We start from the raw sequence: 17226 nt of genomic DNA on the forward strand, positions 1-17226 counted from the left end.
CGATAAATAAACAGATGAAAGACTCTAATGTAAAACGCCCGCAAAAGCGGGCATTTTCAGCAATCAGCATAGATCTGCGGCACAGATCAGACTGACTTTTTCTTTTCCTGGAAACGCTGGACATCAAGAATATTCGGTAACTGCTCGATACGATTCAAAATACGTCCCAATACCTGAATACCATCGACTTCCAGTGTCACTAAAATATTAGCCTGATTCTCTTTTTTATCCGTAAGCGTATTCACTGACAGCACATTCACTTTATCGTTTGCCAGTACTGACATAATGTCCCGCAGCAGACCGGAACGATCCCAGGCCCGAATACGCACATCAACAGAGTACATATGCCGGGTGCGCTCTCCCCACTCTACATTAATCATTCGATGCGGATCTTCAGCTTTCAACTGCAAAGCATTTGCGCAGTCCTGGCGATGAATAGAGACCCCGCGCCCAACGGTAATGTAGCCGACAATGTCATCTCCCGGAACCGGATGACAACACTTGGCAACCTGGGTCATCAAATTACCAACACCATGAATCGTGATGTCATCAGGGGCGCTGCCACCTGATGCCTGACCACCAGGATAACGCCGATGCAGCAGGAATTTTTCCAACTGCTCTTCATCATCCGTCTCACCAAATAAATTCTGAGCAACACTCAATACCTGACCGGTGCGCAAGTCACCGGCACCCAGCGCTGCGTACATATCATCTTCAGTATGATAATTAACCGCCTGAGCTAACTTTGGCAGATCCAAGCCGCTAAGCCCCAACTGCTTAAACTCTTTCTCCAGCAGTTGACGGCCCTCCGCAATATTCTGATCCCGGTCCTGAAGCTTGAACCAGCTCTGAATCTTAGCCCGGGTACGGGATGTTAACGCATAGCCCAAAGCAGGGTTCAGCCAATCCCGGCTGGGCCGGGTGTTCTCTGAGGTCAGAATTTCAACCTGATCACCGGTTTTCAAATGATAGGTCAAAGGTACAATGCGGCCATTCACCTTTGCACCACGACAACGATGGCCTACTTCGGTATGTACCCGGTAAGCGAAATCTACTGGCGTTGCATCATGGGGCAGGTCTAATACATGGCCATCCGGGGTAAAGATATAAATTCGATCCGGAGCAACATCATTACGCAGCTCTTCACGTAAACCATTGGCATCCCCGACCTCTTCATGCCATTCAAGAACCTGACGCAACCAGGCAATCTTCTCTTCGTAGCTGTCGCTGGTTTTCTTGGTATCGGTTCCCTTGTAAAGCCAGTGCGCACAGACTCCCAGCTCGGCTTCCTCATGCATATCGAGGGTACGAATCTGAACCTCGAGCACCTTCCCTTCAGGCCCAACCACTGCAGTATGCAAAGAGCGGTAACCATTTTCTTTAGGCGTTGCGATATAGTCATCAAATTCATGGGGAATGTGGTGCCACAGGCCATGAATAATCCCCAGGGCGGTATAGCAATCTTTAACATCCGGCACCAGAATCCGTACTGCGCGAACGTCGTACACTTCTGAGAAATCGATATTTTTACGCTTCATTTTGCGCCAGATACTGTAAATGTGCTTCGCTCGCCCATTTACCTCTGCGCCACGAATGCCTTCCCCTTCAAGCTTCTCTTTCAGGTGCGCAATCACCTTTTCAATATAGTCCGTACGATCCAGGCGCTTCTCAGATAACAAGCGGGCGATGCTCTTGTACTGCTCCTCTTCCAGATAGCGGAACGAAAGGTCTTCCAGCTCCCACTTGATATAACCAATACCTAAACGGTGCGCCAGGGGTGCATAGATTTCAAACACCTCACGGGCAACCCGCAAGCGCTTATCGCGGGGAGCATTTTTTACATCACGAATAGCGCAGGTACGCTCTGCAAGCTTAATTAAGGCTACGCGGACATCGTCTATCATCGCAACCAGCATCTTACGCAGATTTTCCAGCTGACTTTTATTCTCCTGACCGAAGACAATACCTTCTGCCGGCAGCTGAATATGGCTGATCGCCGCCATTTCTGTAACGCCGTTGATCAACTTGGCAACCGTTTCACCAAATGCCTCTTCAACCTGGCCAATCGTAATATGCCCCTCACGAACCGCCCGATAGAGAATAGCAGCGATCAGGGAGTCTTCATCCATCTGCAGCTCACCGAGAATATCAGCCATCTCAAGGCCGGTACGGTAACAACGGGACCCCTTTGCAATCCAGTAGTTGTCTTCTTTACGGGCATTGCGCTGGGCATCACGGGCCATTTCACAGGCTAACCGGACCCGCTCCGGAGAGTTGAGCGTGACATCTTCCTGCAGACGCTGCAGCCAGTTAGGGATGTTAACCGTGCCATCAGGGTTTAACGGTTGATCTTCGCGTACTTTTACCATGTCTTCGCCTGTAAATTCGGTTTCTTATTATCAGGTACTCACCCTGGCATACGCCCAGCTGCACCCTTTTTATTATATTGAGGTAAACAGACCGATAAGCCCGTCCAATCGACCATCGGTATTCTGCTAAATAATCCGTTTGCTACGCCTGTTTTTTCTTTTTCTTACCGCTACGCTCAAAAAGAGCCATAGACTCAACATGAGCAGTCTGAGGAAACATATCCATAATACCCGCCTTAACCAGCCTGAAGCCCTGCTCCGCCAGAATGGCACTATCCCGCGCCAATGTGGACGGATTGCAGGAAACATAAAGCACCTTTTTAGCACCCAGAGACTTCATCTGTTCACAGATCGTCTGCGCCCCTGTTCTGGGTGGGTCCAGCAGGACAACATTATAACGGGTCTTTGCCCATGAAAGCCCTTTGAATGCCTGACTCAGGTCAGCCGCTTCAAAAAAAGCATTTTCTATGCCATTTAGTTTCGCATTAACACGAGCCTGGCGAACAAGGTTTGCAGCACCTTCAACCCCCGTTACAGAAGCCACCTTTTTGGCCAATGGCAAACTGAAGTTGCCGAACCCTGCAAACAGATCCAGCACCACATCGCTTTCTTTCAGCTGCAGCCATTCCAAAGCCTGATTCACCATCTGCTGGTTAATAGCAGGGTTAACCTGAATAAAGTCGTTAGGTTGGAATGTAAGTGTGACATCATTATGGCGATAGCTAAGCACTGGCAGGTCATCGCCACTCAGCATGACCGGCTTACCTTTCTCAAGGCAGGCTTTAACCAGGCTATCAGCCTGGTCCTTCTGCCAATAAAGTTGAATCGAGTGCTCTTCAGCCCAATTAAGCCAGAGCATCTGATCTTTATGGGAAAGCGCTTTCAGATGACGCACCACTAAAGCACACCCTTCGTCACTGTGTGCCAGCTCAAGGTGCCCGATTGTTCGGCGCGATTCCAGCTCCGGAATCAGTTGATATAAAGAAGGGATTATAGCGGACAGTTCAGGATGTAGTACGGCACAGTGCTGAATTGAAACCAGATGAGAAGAGCCTTTCTCACGAAAGCCGATGATCAGCTCCTCCTGTCGGCTCCACTTCACCCCCAGCCGGGCTTTACGACGATAACCCCAGGGAGCATCAGCCAGCATAGCCTGTACTGGAATATCGGTCAGCTTACCGAAGCGCTCAAGTTGATCCACCAGGGCACTCTGTTTAACCTCACGCTGACGTTCAAGGGTGAGGTGCTGTAAACCACAACCTCCGCATTGCTGATAATACTCACAAGAGGGGGTGACACGGTCTGGGGACTGACTGTGCACTACTTCACAAACAGCTTCATCAAACCGTCGGTGTGTTTTAGTAATATGAATACTGACGACCTCACCGGCCAGAGCGCCTTCAACAAAGACGGTTTTTCCTTTGTGGCGAGCGATACCCCGGCCATCATGGCTCAGGCGTTCAATGGGGAGTTCAGACACTAGCTCAGGCACATAGCCCCCTTTCTTATCGACAATATCCGCACAAAACACGCCTTCAGATGCCGGTGCGTTAAGATAGCCTGACCTGTATATCCGGCAGGATAACAACGGGAAGTAGAGTAACGAACTGCAAATGCTGGATAAAGCAACAGCACTGCATAATGGCCGCAGATGATAACGCCTAATCTGCGCTTGTCCAGCCAGAGGGCTTAATCACACTCAAATTGCGACGAAAATCGCAGAACCCTGATAAAAAAGAGGAAGAACAGTGGTAATCATAACAGATAAACAATGGCTGCAATGAAAGAGGTGTTAGGAACAACAGTCATCGGGTTTAAAGGCTGGCAGCCAGACCAGATGAAGAGCGGTCACAACGCCTGACCGCTCCCGGGCTGATAAATCAGCTGTTAAAAACCCCCGTCGAAAGATACCGGTCACCACGGTCACAGATAATCGCCACAACAACAGAACCAGGGTTCTGGTCAGCAATGCGGATCGCACCTGCAATGGCTCCTCCTGAGGAGACGCCAGCAAAAATACCTTCCTCTCTGGCCAGGGCCTTCATCGTACGCTCCGCCAGATCCTGATCAATATCGATGACCTGATCGACCCGCTCCTCTTCAAAGATGGCTGGCAAATACTCAGCAGGCCAACGGCGAATACCAGGGATACTGGCACCCTCACTGGGCTGGAGTCCCACAATCTGAATATCCGGGTTCTGCTCTTTCAGGTAGCGGGATGTTCCCATAATCGTCCCTGTGGTTCCCATCGCACTGACAAAATGAGTCACTTTACCAAAGGTTTGCTGCCAGATTTCAGGGCCGGTCCCCCGGTAGTGAGCTTCCGGATTATCCATATTACCAAACTGGTTCAACACAATGCCTTTACCTTCGCTCTGCATGTTCAATGCAAGATCCCGGGCAGCCTCCATTCCTTCTTCTTTACTGACCGTAATCAACTGCGCACCATATGCTGCCATTGATGCTTTGCGCTCGGCACTCATATTATCCGGCATGATCAGCACCATGTTATACCCCTTGATCGCTGCCGCCATAGCAAGAGCAATACCTGTATTGCCACTGGTGGCCTCAATCAGTGTATCGCCGGGTTTGATATCACCACGAGCCTCCGCCAGATTGATCATACTGAGTGCTGGACGATCCTTTACCGACCCTGCAGGATTATTGCCTTCCAGCTTGGCCAGCACCACAGACCCATTATCCCGTATCAGGCGCTGCAAACGCACCAGTGGCGTTTGCCCCACAAAGGCTTCGATGGTCGGAAAGTTGTTAAATTGCACCTGATGTTCAGTAACCTGGTCCGGGGACATTTTTTCGGAAGACATAGACTCTCTCTGATTTTCGCTTTATCCGGACACATAATTCAGAAGCCGGGAATTATCTTGTTAATTTAGCAGGATATGAACCGCTAAACATTCCGGAACGGCCCAATAAAAGCAGATATTTCAATTACGTTTTTATATCTGCGCTCTTACTTTTTGAAAACCGCTACACCAATATCCGGCACATTTTCTCCGGTTGTCTGGAAGAAACTATATGGGGCAGATTCCGTATTTTTCAAAATAATGCTTTGCTATTTGCTTATAACTGCACCTGTAAGGGTATTATGATACAAGTGTTTTTTTCTGGTGTGACTGCCATTGCAGTAAAGATAAATCTGGATTACTGATGAAAAACTGGCCTCTGCGTAACAAAATACTCTTTATTGCGACCTTTCCGGCAATTATCACAGCGCTGGTTTTAAGCACCCACCTGTTTGTTAACTACTACGCCTTAGTGGAAAAAAATCTGATGGAAAAAGCAGGTGCTTTAAGCCGTCAGTTAAGTACTCCCTTAGCTTATGCTCTGGAACGAAATGATCGAGAGCAGGTACGCCGCATCATGGACCGGCTAAGCCAGGAACCTGAGATACGAGCGGTATCCATCCATAATAAAGACCGGGAAAACATTTTCCATGGTGGCCCCAGTATGTACCCGGTCAGCAACCCGGAACAAAGACTGCAGCCTGAATCTATGGTTCGGTATTCGGAGAGTACGTTACGTATTATTCAGCCTCTTTTTTCTCCCTTACCGGCCAAAAACCACATCATGGATACACAGCCTGACAATGACAGTAATAACCTTGTCGCGCCCCAGTTTATTCATATGGAGATCAAAACAAATGCTATTGCAGGGTGGCTGGAGCTGGAAGTTCACCTAAGCCAAATCCGCCTTAATATCATCTACGATGTCATACTCAATTGGGCTGTCGTACTGATTCTACTGATTGCAACCCTATTTATAGCGCTGCGGATAAGCCGCCATTTCCAGGAACCCATTCAGGAGGCCCAGAGTGTACTGAAGCAGTTACGCTCCGGTAATTATACTGTTGAAGCCCGGCACATTGGCGGCCCTGAATTCCATCGACTGGCAGATGATATCAATCAGCTAACTTATAGCATCAAACTGAAACGTCAGGAGCTGAACGATAATATTGAACAGGCTGCAGCAGAGCTTGAAGAAACCATGACCACCATGGAAACTCAAAGTATTGAGCTAGACCTCGCCCGTAAGCGTGCGGAAGAGGCTAACCGGATTAAATCTGAGTTTCTCGCCAACATGAGTCATGAGATCCGCACCCCAATGAATGGCATTGTTGGCTTCTACAACCTCTTGCGCCGCACCCCACTGACGCCTCACCAAAGCGCCCACCTGAACAGTATCCGAAATGCATCAGAGAGCCTGCTTTCAATCATCAACGATATTCTGGACTTCTCAAAAATCGAAGCACAGAAGATGGAAATTAAATCAATTCCCTTTAATCCCCGTGAAGTCGTTGACGAAACCATCTCTCTGCTCGCCCCAGAAGTACAGCGAAAACAACTCGAAATGGTCGCACTGGTTTATGACGATGTTCCGGCAACGCTGATCAGCGACCCCTTACGTATCAAACAGGTGCTCACCAACCTACTAGGGAATGCTGTGAAGTTCACCGATAAGGGTGATGTTGTTATCCGTGTTATGACCGAGCTGGAAGCGAATAATGAGCTATTAATTTGCTTTAAAATCAGTGATAACGGCATCGGTATAGCGAAGGAGAAACAATCCACTCTCTTTACCCCTTTCACTCAGGCAGATTCCAGTCAGAACCGCCTACACGGAGGAACAGGCCTGGGGCTGGTGATCTGTAAACGTCTGGTAGAGTTGATGGGGGGAGAGATTGGCCTGGAAAGCGACCTGGATAAGGGAGCCACTTTCTGGTTCACAATACGCACTCAGGTCCAGGGAGAGGTTTATGACCTTGAACCAGAGGCCTGCTTTGATAGTCTGAATACAATCCTGGTGGAAAGCCATCCTCTGAATCAGAACGCCCTGAGTCATCAGTTAAGTCAATTCGGGCTACAGGTTACCAGTCACAACAGTGTAAACGGTATTAATGTGCAACAGCCGGGCTGCCAGCTTGCTGTTTTAGCCTTAAATCATCAGGAGGCAACCAACAGAGCAACCCTCGCCCTGACACATAAACTGGCAGAGAGGGTTCCCGTATTAGTACTTTTAGGCAGTAATGATGCCGACCTTATCACCCGTTATATGAGTGCCGGGGTCAGCCATGTTGAAACGAAACCGATTAGCCAGGAAGAGCTGAAGACTGCCATTGAGGCAGTTCTTATTCATCACCAGCCAGCACAACAGGTATCTGCCGCGAAACAGATAAACCCTATCCCGGAAAGTGGTCTCATAACATACAAACCCGGCGAGTCTGGAGTCTCCCCGCATCAGGAGAGTACCCAGGACAATGTACAAAGCTATAGCCGCCAGGGTGACTTTAACCTGCAAGGTAACATGACCTCTTCGCCCACAATTCTTGTCGTAGATGACAATGACTCCAACCTGTTACTGGCATCAACGCTCCTCAGTGAGTTCGGCCTGAATGTCGTACAGGCTAAAAGTGGCAAGAAAGCGATTGAGGAAGTATTGAGAAAGCGTCCGGACCTGATTCTGATGGATATCCAGATGCCGGATATGGACGGTATGGAAGCAACCCGCAGAATCCGCAACCTTTCCCCTTACTATGAAGACTTGGGAATTATCGCCCTGACGGCTCACGCACTGCCGGAGGAAAAAGAAAATTTCATGGCGGCAGGGCTTAATGACCTTCTGACCAAACCCATTGACGAGGAGAAACTGGCAGGCCTGATCAAGCACTGGACAGGCTTCAGCCCAAGCGTTATGCCTCCTGATGCAGAGCCACCACTACCTGAAAACCAGCAACAGCTCGAAGACAGTATGGAAAGCGTGGTGGATATGGAAATGGGCACTCGCCTGGCAGGGGGGAAGGCATCTCTGGCAGAGGAGATGCTCAGAATGCTACTACAGGATATTCCTGCCACCCGTGAACATCTCGACAAGGCTTTTCACGGTGAAGATATAGAAGAGATGATCAATGCTGTTCATCACCTGCATGGGGCAACCCGTTACTGTGGCGTCCCACGCCTGGCTTTAACCACAGAAACCCTGGAAACACAGCTTAAAATACGCCAGATGCCCGCAGCCCAGGAAACACTGAGAACCCTGTATAAAGAGCTGAACAAGTTAGAATCATGGCAAAAAGAGCAGGAAATACTACAGCAAAGCCATTAATACACTGCCGGGCTATCAATGACTTGCAGGGAGCAGTCCCGCTCTGTCTAGCGGGACTCCAAAACAACAAAAGCCTGAGCTAAGCCGCCATCATCTGTGATCGAAAGGTGACAGACGACCTCCTGGTGAGCGGCAATGCACTCCGCCGCCGCACCGGATAGCAGCATAACGGGAGCGCCCGATTCCGCCCTGTCTACCTGCATATCCTGCCAACTGATCGGGCCGATGCCTGTTCCCAGAGCCTTTGCCGTTGCTTCTTTAGCAGCAAAGCGCTTGGCCAGATAAGCTGCTGGCTGAGGATGTTTGCCATACCGTTCCAACTCCGGCTTCGTCAGAATACGTTTTGCAAAACGCTCCCCATGCCGGTTGATGGCACTTTCAATTCGCGCTATCACAGCCAGGTCTGTGCCGATTCCCAAAATCATACCTGCAACTCTACTTAGGCTGAGCCGCCAGCATAATGCGCTTCATTTCAGTAACCGCTTCCTTCAGACCCACAAACATGGCTCGTGCGATAATCGCATGGCCAATATTCAACTCATAGATACCCGGAATACCGGCAATCGGCTCCACATTATGGTAGTGCAGGCCATGGCCGGCATTGACAATCAGCCCTTGTTTCAAACCCAACTTAACCCCTTGTTTAATAACATCCAGCTCCGCCGCCTGCTCCAGTGCATTTTCTGCATCAGCATAACGGCCTGTATGGAGCTCTATCACAGGGGCAATCGTTGCAGCTGCTTCAATCTGAGCCGGGTCAGCGTCAATAAACAAGGACACTTCGCAACCCGCAGCAGCCAAACGTTTACAGGCATCCGCCACACGGTCAAACTGACCGACCACATCCAGACCACCTTCAGTGGTCAGCTCTTCACGCTTTTCAGGTACAAGGCAGATATGCTCGGGGCATATCTCCTCAGCAAAAGCGATCATCTCCTCCGTTACGGCCATCTCAAGATTCATACGGGTCTGCATCACATCTTTAATCAGGCGAACATCCCGCTCCTGTATATGGCGACGATCTTCCCGCAAGTGAAGAGTAATGCCGTCAGCACCCGCCTCTTCAGACAAAATAGCCGCCTGAACCGGATCGGGATAGCGGGTACCACGAGCCTGACGCAGAGTCGCAATGTGATCGATATTAACACCCAGTTGCAAACGCGGAACGGACACTGAAACACCTATAGACATGATGACTCCTAAATTTAGCCTTATATGCAGGCTATGAAACAATTAAGACTGGGTTAGCCTAACAAGGCTGCCACACCACTTTATATATCTACGAAAAAAACTAAAGATTGATTCACTACTGCCCCGAATCCAAAAGAGCAGGCAAATGCGGTTGTATCGGGTTTTGATTCGCAATGCTGGGCTGAAAAAGTTGGCGGGAAAGCAGCGGTTTATCACCAATAAGGGGCTGAAGCGCAATTCGACTGAGTTTTTTGGCGACCTTCAGAGCATCTGCTGACGACCAGTTTTGCTCACTTAAGGCCTGTAAAACATCACCGGCAAAGCCACCCTGATCCACAGGATGAAAGCCTGACTGCCAATGATAAATATACTGTTGGTCCGGTTTAAGCTGCCCGCCCTGGTCATCAGAAAAAACCAGAGGATAACCAAGTGTTTCCAGCAATTGCCACTCAAAGCTTCTCAGAGAAGGTTCCAGCTGACCGGGCTGCTGTAACTGGGCAATCATCAGAGCATATTCCCGGAAAGTCTCGGGCACAGCTTCCTGTGGTAGCAACAAGCGATTTAGCAATTCATTCGCATACAAAACGCAGCTCAGAGCTCTCCCTCCGAGTAAAGGAAGCTGGCCACAGGGTTCAATGTCAAAAAGAGTCTTAAGACTGCTACTCCCCCGCCATGAAAGCTGCAGAGGCTGTAATGGCTGCAACAGGGCGCGATTACGGCTTTTTTTCTGCCGAACCCCCCGGGCAACGCCGTCTATACGACCATAATCCAGAGTCAGTAAAGAGACCAGGGCACTGGTCTCCTTGTAAGGGCGGCTATGAAGAACATACGCTGGCTGGCAGTGAACACTGGTGATCACAGGTGTGCTCCATCAAACTGGGCGTCAGAGATCTCAGATCAAAGGTCGGTGTAGCCCAAACTCTTCAGAGCACGCTCATCATCGGACCAACCACCTTTCACCTTAACCCAAAGGTTTAGCATGACTTTAGCACCAAAAGCACGCTCCATATCTATGCGGGCTTCCTGACCAATCTGTTTAATGCGGGTGCCTTTCTCGCCGATAATGATACGCTTCTGACCAGAGCGCTCTACCAGAATAAGCGCCCCGATAAAGAGCATGCCATCATCTTCACTGAACTCTTCAATCTCAACAGTAGCCTGATAAGGCAGCTCATCCCCCAACTGGCGCATAATTTTCTCTCGCACCAACTCTGAAGCAAGAAACCGCTCAGAACGATCGGTCACCTGGTCTTCCGGGTAGTAATGAAAGGACTCCGGCATATAGCCTCGTACCAGAGTCTCTAATTGCGACAGGTTGTGGCCGTGCTGAGCTGAAATCGGAATAATGGCATCAAATGCATACTTTTGCGCGACTTCTTCGAGATAAGGCAGAAGTGCTTCTTTGTCTTCCAGGCGATCCATTTTGTTAATCGCCAAAACCACAGGACATTTCAGGCCTTCAAGCTTCTGAAGAACAACTTCGTCTTCCTCTGTCCAGCGCATGCGGTCAATAATGAAGATGACAAGATCAACATCCTTCAGAGCACTGCTTGCCGCCTGATTCATGTAGCGATTGATCGCTTTGTTACGATCCTTTTCAAGCTTATGCATCCCGGGTGTATCCACATAGACCACCTGCACATCATCTTCGGTTTTAATACCGACAACCTGATGACGGGTAGTCTGAGGGCGACGGGAAGTGATGCTTAGCTTCTGGCCTAATATATGATTCATCAGGGTAGACTTGCCCACATTCGGGCGGCCAACAATGGCCACAAAGCCGCAATGACTGGTCTGATCACTCATAGGCGCACTCACTTCTTGCTATCCGATAATTTTGCAGACTGCTTTTTGGATTCAAGCTCTGTGAGGGCATTTTTTGCTGCCTGCTGCTCTGCATTACGGCGACTGCTGCCAATTCCTATCGTCTTCTCTTGCAAAAGAACCACATGACACTCAACAGTAAAAGTCTGATCATGGGCTTCACCCTCAACGGAAATCACTTCATATTTAGGCAGATTCTGTTGACGGGACTGCAGGAATTCCTGAAGCAGTGTTTTGGGGTCTTTCTGGGTATCATTAAGATTCAGCTTCATCAGGCGCTCTTTGTACCAGTCCAGAATACGTTCGCGAACCGTATCCATTCCGGCATCAATATAAATCGCACCTATGACAGCCTCCATCGCGTCGGCCAGAATCGAATCCCGCCGGTAACCACCGCTTTTCAGCTCTCCCGAGCCCAGCTGCAGGTAGTCACCCAGGTCAAACTCACGGGCAACTTCTGCCAGTGTCAGACCTTTAACCAGTCGAGCCCGTAGTCGGCTCAACTGCCCTTCACGGGCTTCGGTAAAACGATGATACAACGCTTCGGCGATGACAAAATTGACGATAGAATCACCCAGAAACTCCAGACGCTCATTATTACTACCACCAAAACTACGGTGAGTAAGCGCCAGCTTCAGCTGGTTAATATCGGTAAAGGTATAGCCCAGTTTTTTACTGAGTTCATTCAGATTTGCTTTCAACTCTAACTCGTTTTTTTCCGTCATCAGAAAAGGCAAACCGGCCCAGTTGGCCGGTCGTTAAATTATTACTGTATTACCCGAACACTGGAGAAGCTGGGCAGACTTGACCAGCCTTCCCAATGCATCCAGACCGCAAAGGCCTTGCCGACAATATGGCTCTCAGGCACAAAACCCCAGTAACGGCTGTCATTACTGTGATCCCGGTTGTCACCCATAACAAAATAGTGACCCTCCGGTACAACCACCTCTCGCATGTTTTGACCAGGCTGTAAGCTGTTGTAAATTTCGTGTTCAACATCACTCAATGATTCACGCAGAAGCTTCCGGTTCGGGTTGCCAGCGGGTAATGCCGCTACGAACGTCTGAGCAGCAGGCTCGCCATTGATATAAAGAACTTTATTCTCGTAACGTAAACGATCACCCGGCAGACCAATCACTCGCTTGATGTAATTAACCTTATCGTCTTTAGGATAGCGGAACACCATCACATCGCCACGCTCCGGATCATCAATCTCCACAACAAGATTATTGCTCACAGGCAGACGCAAGCCATAGGAGAATTTGTTTACCAGAATAAAGTCACCAATTTTAAGTGTTGGCAACATTGAGCCACTGGGAATCTGAAAGGGTTCGACCACGAAAGACCGAACGATCAGAACCAGAAACAACACAGGGAAAAAGGAGCGTGAGTATTCAACCCATAAGGGCTCTTTTTCCAACTGGTTAATCACCTCAACATCCATGGCAGAGCGTTGAGGCTGATTCAGAAAAGCGCTGACAGCACGTTGGCGCTTCTTAGCAAAGAAGAGGGCATCGGCAACATAACCGACACCCGTTACGGCAACCGCTATGACCAGCACTAATGCAAAATCAAAATCCATATTTAATTATCCACTTTAAGAACCGCAAGGAAGGCATCCTGTGGAATCTCCACACGCCCGACCTGTTTCATCCGTTTTTTACCTTCTTTCTGCTTCTGCAGCAGCTTTTTCTTACGACTAACATCGCCACCATAACATTTGGCGGTTACATTCTTACGTAATGCTTTTACGGTCTGACGGGCAACAACCTGATTTCCCATCGCAGCCTGAATCGCCACATCAAACATCTGACGCGGGATAATCTCTTTCATTTTTTCGGTCAGAGCCATGCCCCGGCTACGAATATGCTCTTTATGCACAATACAGGCCAGAGCATCAACTTTATCGCCGTTAATCAAAATATCCAAACGGGCAAGATCCGCTGCCTGGAAACGATCAAAGCTATAATCAAGAGAAGCAAACCCGCGACTCACAGATTTAAGCCGATCAAAGAAGTCCAGCACAACTTCATTCAGCGGGATATCATAAACCAGCTGAACCTGCTTACCCATAAACTGCATATCAATCTGAACACCGCGTTTCTCAACACAAAGAGAAATAACACCGCCCAGCATATCCTGCGGCACCAGAATATTAACCCGGGCAATCGGCTCACGCATCTCTTCGATACCTGCAGGATCAGGTAGCTTCGATGGACTATCAACACTGATGACATCGCCATTTTTCAACATTACTTCGAAAATTACTGTCGGAGCCGTCGTGATCAGATCAAGATCATATTCACGTTCCAGACGCTCCTGGATAATTTCCATATGCAGCATACCCAGGAAGCCGCAGCGGAAACCAAAGCCAAGGGCTTCACTGTTTTCCGGTTCAAAGAACAGGGAGGCATCATTGAGGGTCAATTTTTCCAACGCATCCCGGAAATCTTCGTAATCATCTGAGCTTACGGGGAAAAGACCTGCATAAACCTGAGGTTTAACTTTTTGGAAGCCCGGCAGCATAGGCACATCCGGAGTTTTAGCGGACGTGATCGTGTCACCTACAGGGGCACCATGGATATCTTTAATACCGGCAACTAAGTAACCTACTTCACCTGCTTTCAGAATACCGGTAGGCGTACGCTTCGGCGTAAAGATGCCGACAGCGTCAACTCCCCAAGCCTTACCGGTAGACTTGAGAATAATTTTATCGCCTTTACGAACCGTACCTTCCATAACACGGATCAGGGAGACAACCCCCAGATAATTATCAAACCAGGAGTCTATGATCAAAGCCTGCAAATCACCATCCGGGTCACCTTCAGGGGCAGGGATACGGGCAACCAGATCTTCCAGTACATCATCAATACCCAGACCGGATTTAGCACTGCAGCGTACAGCCTCAGTGGCGTCAATTCCGATAATATCTTCGATCTCCTGAGCGACACGGTCGGGTTCAGCCTGAGGCAGATCCATTTTATTCAGCACAGGAACCACTTCCAGTTCCTGTTCAATGGCAGTGTAGCAGTTTGCTACAGACTGAGCCTCAACACCCTGCGCTGCGTCAACAACCAGCAGAGCACCTTCGCAGGCAGCAAGAGAACGGGAAACCTCATAGGAGAAATCCACATGCCCGGGTGTATCAATAAAGTTCAACTGGTAGGTATTACCATCTTTGGCGCTGTAATTGAGGGTTACACTCTGCGCCTTAATAGTAATACCGCGCTCACGCTCAATATCCATGGAGTCCAGAACCTGAGCAGCCATCTCCCGCTCACTCAGACCTTCACAGTTCTGAATAAAGCGGTCAGCCAAAGTGGATTTACCATGATCAATATGGGCGATAATAGAGAAGTTACGGATGTGACTTAAGCGACTCACAGTATATTTTCACCAAAGAAAGGTCATCTACTGACGAATATGAATGTATCTATATATATCTGTCAGGGCTACGGATCGGCCCAAGACATGAACAGCCCAAACCCGAATAATGCAAAAAAGCCCCAGAAAAAATTAGCCCAAGAGTCTACATGATTCCCTATGCAGACGCCATGCCCATTACCCAGGGCTTCGCCAGATTTAATAAAGATCCCCTCCTGCCATATCAGCGATATATCATCGCCCATACAGCAGGAGGCAATTACAGGAGCAGAGGCTCCGCTTTATTGTCTTCGGCGGTCACTCAATTTTCAGTGGAACAAAGGCAGGCTCACCCTGGCGTACAACTCTAACCGGAACGGACTGGTCTTTTTTCAGTAGCCCGATAGCCTTACGGTAGTCATCCACACTGTTGATCTGGCGACTGCCAACCATGGTGATCACATCCCCTTCGCGTAAACCTGAACGAGCAGCACTTCCGGCCTCAATAGCCACAATGACAACACCCTGTTCAACATTCCAGCGCTGCTTCTGCTCTGACGTCAATTCAGCAACTTTCAATCCGATACGGTCGGCGGGCTGCTCCTGCTGAGTTCGGCGTGCTCCACGCTGATCCGGTAACTCTTCAATCTCAATATTCAGCATTTTGCGTGAACCGGAGCGCAACACCAGAACCTGAGCTTTATCACCGGGGCGCACCTGACCGACTAAGGGAGGCAGCTCACCGGAGCGATGAATCTCCTGCCCTTCAAACTCAAGGATAATATCCCCCTCCTGGATACCACCTTTACCAGCAGGACCATCCGATGCAACCTGAACAACCAACGCCCCCATAGGCTTTCTCAGCCCGAATGACTCTGCCAGATCACGATTGACCTCCTGAATGACAACGCCCAACCAACCCCGGGCAACACGCCCCTTCTCTTTCAGTTGATCGGCAACATTCATTGCCACATCGATCGGGATTGCAAAAGAAAGCCCCATAAAGCCACCGGAGCGGGTATAAATCTGAGAGTTGATACCAACAACCTCACCATCCAGATTAAACAGAGGACCGCCTGAGTTACCAGGGTTAATGGCGACGTCCGTCTGAATAAAAGGCACATAATTCTCATTCGGTAAGGAACGATTAACAGCACTGATAATGCCAGCCGTTACGGAATGATCAAAACCAAAGGGGGAGCCAATAGCAAGCACCCACTCACCGGCCTTCAACGACGCTGAGTCACCTAATTCAACAACCGGCAGCGAACTACCATCAATCTTCAGAAGAGCCAAATCAGTCCGTTTATCAAGGCCTATTACCGCTGCTTCCATTTCACGGCGATCAGACAGGCGAACAATAATTTTATCAGCCCCTTCAACAACATGGTTATTCGTTAAAATATAACCATCATCAGAGATAATAAAACCTGAGCCCAGGGACTGCTGAGGCTGCTCCTGAGGTGTACCGCGACGACCAAAGAAATGACGGAATATCTCAGGAAGATTTTCCTGATCCATCCCCGCAATTGGCGGATGATTTCCAGAGCTGTTTTTTACAGTACTGATATTCACGACTGCCGGTGCAGCATCTTCTACAAGGTCAGTGAAATCCGGCAAATTATAAGCATAAACCCTGCCAGCCAATAACAGGCAGCCCATAGCCAGACTCAGAAATACAACAATTCGGTTTATTCTTTTCATCAAACGCTCCTGAATGGAGGTTCCTGAATATGAGGATAATACCGGCTAGCTCCGGAATAAAACCTATAGCGCCTTAACTATCCACATATACAGTCACGTTCCACATACACAGTTATCAGATATATTGATATGGGGGATTACTGCGAATCAAGTTAATGGCAACAACGTTGTGATAGCGCACATCTAGTGATTCACCAGGGGGATATCGCCAGCAGAAGACTGTTTTCGCAATATCACAGGTTGATATTGTGAGTCCTGCCTGTGCCGCAGGCTGTACCAGCGCACATAAGCAAACCCAGACAGAAGGCCGACACCGGACAGAACAAAACTCATAACAGAGTCTTGCCCAAAAAAGTGCTCACCCATCAGAGCACCAGCCATCAGAGCTAACAAAGGCAGCAGATAGACAAGGGCTGAGCCGCGAATAAACGCTCCCTCTCCCAGACCAAGTACAACCTGGTCCCCAATCTGAAGCTTTTGGTTCGTTTTAACCTGTAGCCTTTGGGTCTTGCCGCTACTGATCTTACTCAGCAACGAGTGACCGCAACTACTTTTAGCAGAACAACTCTGACAAGCTGTCTGTCGGCAGGTTTCAACCCAAACCTCTCCAACTGAAACATCTACAACAATCGCTTGCTCTTCCAGCATGGCAGAA

The 17226-nt window shown here is 49.0% G+C and carries 13 protein-coding genes; 1 reads left to right on the forward strand and 12 read right to left on the reverse strand.

The genetic code is table 11. The annotated features are described in order from the left end of the window. Positions 1–86: 86 nt before the first annotated feature. The 3 genes from relA to cysM all read right to left on the reverse strand — a co-directional run bounded on the left by relA (position 87) and on the right by cysM (position 5194). Positions 87–2369 (reverse strand): GTP diphosphokinase, encoded by a 2283-nt coding sequence (gene relA / locus BTA35_RS02325; protein ID WP_077242804.1) that lies wholly within the window; start codon positions 2367–2369, stop codon positions 87–89. Between the two features lie 142 nt (positions 2370–2511). Next, entirely contained in the window at positions 2512–3861 is a 1350-nt protein-coding gene (rlmD, locus tag BTA35_RS02330) for a 23S rRNA (uracil(1939)-C(5))-methyltransferase RlmD (protein ID WP_160054912.1), read from the reverse strand. Between the two features lie 388 nt (positions 3862–4249). Then, the gene (gene cysM / locus BTA35_RS02335; protein WP_238377468.1) at positions 4250–5194 is read right to left on the reverse strand and encodes a cysteine synthase CysM; all 945 of its coding nucleotides are present in this window, start codon (positions 5192–5194) and stop codon (positions 4250–4252) included. A 343-nt stretch (positions 5195–5537) separates the two neighbouring features. On the opposite strand from cysM, the gene BTA35_RS02340 reads away from it, so the two are divergent. Next, the gene (locus tag BTA35_RS02340) at positions 5538–8489 is read left to right on the forward strand and encodes a response regulator (RefSeq protein ID WP_077242806.1); all 2952 of its coding nucleotides are present in this window, start codon (positions 5538–5540) and stop codon (positions 8487–8489) included. A gap of 47 nt (positions 8490–8536) precedes the next feature. Here BTA35_RS02340 and acpS read toward each other — a convergent pair whose 3' ends face one another. The 9 genes from acpS to BTA35_RS02385 form a co-directional block, all read right to left on the reverse strand. Further along, on the reverse strand, positions 8537–8914 hold the full coding sequence (gene acpS / locus BTA35_RS02345) for a holo-ACP synthase (RefSeq protein WP_077242807.1): 378 nt from the start codon (positions 8912–8914) through the stop codon (positions 8537–8539). 10 nt (positions 8915–8924) lie between these two features. Continuing rightward, positions 8925–9680, reverse strand: a complete 756-nt coding sequence (pdxJ, locus tag BTA35_RS02350) for a pyridoxine 5'-phosphate synthase (protein ID WP_077242808.1) — start codon at positions 9678–9680, stop codon at positions 8925–8927. Between the two features lie 115 nt (positions 9681–9795). Continuing rightward, positions 9796–10539, reverse strand: a complete 744-nt coding sequence (gene recO / locus BTA35_RS02355) for a DNA repair protein RecO (RefSeq protein WP_077242809.1) — start codon at positions 10537–10539, stop codon at positions 9796–9798. 38 nt (positions 10540–10577) lie between these two features. Further along, on the reverse strand, positions 10578–11486 hold the full coding sequence (gene era / locus BTA35_RS02360) for a GTPase Era (RefSeq protein ID WP_077242810.1): 909 nt from the start codon (positions 11484–11486) through the stop codon (positions 10578–10580). 8 nt (positions 11487–11494) lie between these two features. Continuing rightward, on the reverse strand, positions 11495–12229 hold the full coding sequence (rnc, locus tag BTA35_RS02365; RefSeq protein ID WP_077242811.1) for a ribonuclease III: 735 nt from the start codon (positions 12227–12229) through the stop codon (positions 11495–11497). A gap of 41 nt (positions 12230–12270) precedes the next feature. Next, entirely contained in the window at positions 12271–13086 is an 816-nt protein-coding gene (gene lepB, locus BTA35_RS02370; protein WP_077242812.1) for a signal peptidase I, read from the reverse strand. Positions 13087–13088: 2 nt separating this feature from the next. Continuing rightward, the gene (lepA, locus tag BTA35_RS02375) at positions 13089–14888 is read right to left on the reverse strand and encodes a translation elongation factor 4 (RefSeq protein WP_077242813.1); all 1800 of its coding nucleotides are present in this window, start codon (positions 14886–14888) and stop codon (positions 13089–13091) included. 297 nt (positions 14889–15185) lie between these two features. Next, the gene (locus BTA35_RS02380; RefSeq protein ID WP_077242814.1) at positions 15186–16571 is read right to left on the reverse strand and encodes a DegQ family serine endoprotease; all 1386 of its coding nucleotides are present in this window, start codon (positions 16569–16571) and stop codon (positions 15186–15188) included. Positions 16572–16754: 183 nt separating this feature from the next. Next, on the reverse strand, positions 16755–17219 hold the full coding sequence (locus BTA35_RS02385) for a SoxR reducing system RseC family protein (RefSeq protein ID WP_077242815.1): 465 nt from the start codon (positions 17217–17219) through the stop codon (positions 16755–16757). Positions 17220–17226: the final 7 nt, after the last annotated feature.

This window comes from Oceanospirillum linum, from assembly GCF_001995095.2.
Classification (GTDB): Bacteria; Pseudomonadota; Gammaproteobacteria; order Pseudomonadales; family Halomonadaceae; genus Oceanospirillum; species Oceanospirillum linum.